Annotated in this window: 4 protein-coding genes; 3 read left to right on the top strand and 1 reads right to left on the bottom strand. The window is 39.4% G+C overall.

Annotation, left to right across the window (positions count from 1 at the left end; all coding sequences use genetic code 11):
• On the bottom strand, positions 1-443 hold a 443-nt coding region (locus AC1DG9_RS25045), incomplete at its 3' end, for a DUF6266 family protein (protein WP_477635461.1).
• Between the two features lie 621 nt (positions 444-1,064).
• Here AC1DG9_RS25045 and AC1DG9_RS25050 point away from each other — a divergent pair.
• From AC1DG9_RS25050 to AC1DG9_RS25060, 3 genes are all read left to right on the top strand, one after another.
• Positions 1,065-1,592 (top strand): hypothetical protein, encoded by a 528-nt coding sequence (locus tag AC1DG9_RS25050; RefSeq protein WP_337716341.1) that lies wholly within the window; start codon positions 1,065-1,067, stop codon positions 1,590-1,592.
• Positions 1,593-2,429: a fimbrial biogenesis chaperone gene (locus AC1DG9_RS25055; RefSeq protein WP_288879453.1), complete on the top strand. Its 837-nt coding sequence runs from the start codon at positions 1,593-1,595 to the stop codon at positions 2,427-2,429.
• A partial coding sequence (locus AC1DG9_RS25060; protein ID WP_477635462.1) for a hypothetical protein occupies positions 2,404-3,677 on the top strand: 1,274 nt, incomplete at its 3' end. The genes AC1DG9_RS25055 and AC1DG9_RS25060, both read left to right, overlap by 26 nt.

A 3,677-nucleotide genomic window follows, 5' to 3' on the forward strand; every position in this document is an offset into this window, starting at 1 on the left:
CTGTTGAGTGGATAACCACATAGGGGGTCTACATGCCATTTAAAAGTCAAAACATTGTTTTCAAGTTCAACTTTCGGATTTATCGGGCATGGTAACTCACCTTTACTAATCATCACTTTTGTGTAATCAAGTTCAAGATGTGGATATTCGCCAATAACTGCCTCTCTGATATTATAGGAAGAAGCACCGTTTTGAGCGGTTTTTGTTGTTCCGGCAACATCAAGCTTAAAGCCAACATTGGTAAAATCATTGATCGCAGAAATAAATAAATTCACTATTTTAAATCGTAAATTCACTGCTTTCTGAGCATCTGTTCTTGGTTTCTTTTTCTTACGTTTTTTGGGTTTCATTCTTAGAACGGGCTGTCCAAGTCTTTCGTAACCTACCAAATAGGCTAGTTTCCCTGTCATTGGGCCTAGTATCCGAGATTTTAATCGAGCCATAACTATTTGTTTAACAGGAACTTAATTATTCCATATACGAATATACCCAAAAACGAATATTAAGTGTTAGTCAGATTTGGCCGATACATCGTCTAATTTTGGCGTTAATTCTACCACTGTATTGCTCAGGCAAAACAATAGTAAAAGGGAAGCAAAACAATAGCAAAAGGATAGCAAAAGAAAATGTACAAGAAATAAACTGGTGACTTTTACGTCATCCCAATTTTTGACCAATTAAAAAAGGCTGATGTTTTAGTTGTTCGTCATACTCCTGCTGATTTAGAAATGGCCAGATATCGAAATTGCCAAGTTTTTGAAACTCTTTAAACACCTCTTCTTGCTCTTTTCTTTTATCCCTATAATATTGTCCAAGCGATAAAACGGATAAAATTATTTCACCTAATGAGAATTTTAATAAAGGGTTATTTGTATCAAAATATGGCCATTTATATTCATTAAATTAAAATTCAATAGTATCCTACATTGGTTAAGTTGAATTTACTGTTTTTTATAATGAAGTACAACCCTTATAAATATAAAGAAAAGATTCTTTTTATCATTTTAAAAAACTTTTTGTCTGCTTTTGTGTTCTAATTATAGTTTGAACATAATCTCCCTAAGATGAAAACCAAATCCCTATTAGCAACCTTAGTGCTTTCTGCTGGACTTTTCAGCATTACAGCCAACGCGCAGACCGATCAGACTGCGCCTGTAACCGTAAATATTGATTTAACTGCTCCAGTAATCTCTATAGATCTTGGTGCTGATCCTACCGTAAACTTTTTGTATGCTACAGCTGCAGATTATACCGTAGCGCAAACTCAACCTAAGGTTGGGCATTTTACGGTTATCAGTAATCAGAATTACGATATAACTGTTGCGGCTCAGGCTGAATTCACCGTATATCCGGCGCAAACCGCTGTTCCGTTAAGTGTGGTTCAGGTAAGTGTTGATCCTGCAACGGCAAATGGAGGAACGCTCACTATGCAACCATTGTCAATGACACCAGGCGAACTGGTATCGGATGCGACAGCAACTACCGGAGCAACGTATAATGTAAACTATTCAATTCCGGATGCTGCTCCTTTGTTAGGTAAAGCAAACGAGGTATATTCTACAACGGTTATCTATACAGCAACACAGTTATAGATGCCTTATTGTGATTCATTAACGAGGCATTACATTGTTTTGCTGAGTTGGATATTGCTGCCAATCCTTACTATAAGTTTTGCACATGGTCAGGGCTTGTCCGTTAGCCCTTCGCGAATTCTTTTTAAAGGAGAGCCTGGCGAAACCGTTACGCAAGCAATTACCTTTGTTAACAATTCGAAAAATGAATTTAACTTCACCTCCGGTATAAAGGATTGGGATCGTGATTCAACAGGAACAAAACGCTATTTCCCTGTAGGCCAAATCAAAGATTCCAATGGAAAATGGATCCAGCTTTCAGCAGGTAGTTTTGGATTGAAACCCGGAGAAACAAAAGAAGTAAACCTCTCACTGGTAATCCCTAAGAACGACACCTCCAAAAGGTTAACACATAGTATGGTTTTTTTTACACAGGTTAAAGAACAGATGAAGAAAAAACCAAACCAGGCTGAAGTAGGTGTTAATGTGCTTATAGAGGTTGGTGTTCAGGTTTATCATATGCCAGTGGGTTTACCTGCCGGTGACCTGGAATTCCTGGCTTTTGTGGACAAAGGCATTTCCGGTAATAGCAAGACTGGTATCCGAAAAATGGCCGTAAAGGTGAAAAATTCCGGACAGATCAATAAAGACGCCTATGTTAGATTTGAGCTCACCAATAAAGATACAGGTGAAGAAATCCCTATAAAATCTATTGCTATTGCAATGCTTCCGGGTGCAGAGCAATGGGTAAACCTGGACTTACCTGCCAACCTGAAGGGAAACTATTTAGCCGTCGCGATTTTAGATGCGGGAAGCCAATACGATTTAAAAGTTGCTGAAAAAGAAGTTACATATTAGTTTTATTTTGCTGCTTTATATGGGCGTGTGTATTCCACTTAATGCTCAGATAATTGTAACATTGCCTGAGGCCAACATAACGGCACGCAGCAATTATACTGTAACTTTAAATTCAGGAACTTATAATGGTCTTATAGGTCTTATTCCTGTTATTGAGATTAAAGCAAATACAGCTAATTTTGCAAATACTGTAGGCGGAACAGCAACAGTGCCACTAAATACGGCATTTTTAAAGATACGAAGTATTGGCTCACTTTCGGTTCTTGGTTCGGCTACCGAAGTTACACTTACCACGGCCTATCAGGTTATGTATACTGCGCTTGCAAATCTCTCATCCGGAGCTTTTGTGGTAGATTACCGTATCAACTCAGCTGCAAACACCTGGGTTGCTGGAATATACCGTACGCCAATACAATTTTATACAGGCGTGCTTAGTCCTAACCGGATTACACCAACCACTCCTAATTTCGACATCACTATTCCTGCATTTATGACCCCTCAGGTCACATTGGGAACCGTTAATTTACCAGTGAATAGTTTTAGTATTTACCGTGCTGCAAATGGTTTATCGGTTACAAAAACCATATCCGTATCCAATACGGTACCGTATATATTAAACCTGCAAACCGGCAGCAGCCTTTTTACTTTTAATACAAGTTTGCCATATAATCAGCTACCTTCATCGGCTGTTAGCCAGGTATCTGGAACATTAACCGGAATTGGTACTGCAACAGCCATTAATTTGTCTACCACCAGTCAGGCACTAACTACCACTACAGGAATAGGCGTCCCAACAAATAACAATCAGGTGCTCAACGCTGCATTTAGCATCACCGGAGCCAACCTTAAGCAAAGCTTTGTGCAGGCTGGAACTTACCTTGTGCCCATTACATTTACCTGGAACAAACTTAGTACGGCCTATCCTTCCGGAACTTTGCAAACATCACGTTCTGGTAATTTGCAAGTTACCGTTAGCGACCTTTCTGAAGTTGTAGCCAATCAAACCAATGTTTCTTTGGCCTTTTCTTCAGCAAATGATTATCAGCAAGGAGTTTCCAAACAAATGCCTGCGCATATCAAAATCAGTAAAACCACACCCTATAATTTGTATGTAAGGGCTTTAACCCAGAGCTTTAGCTCGGGCGCCAATCAGATTCCGTTAAATGTGCTCAGAATAGGCCCCATGGTGGGCCAGACGGGCATGAACACAGTTACACTCTCTACAACCTCACAACAGCTTATAAACAC

Source organism: Pedobacter sp. 05L430 (genome assembly GCF_056397585.1).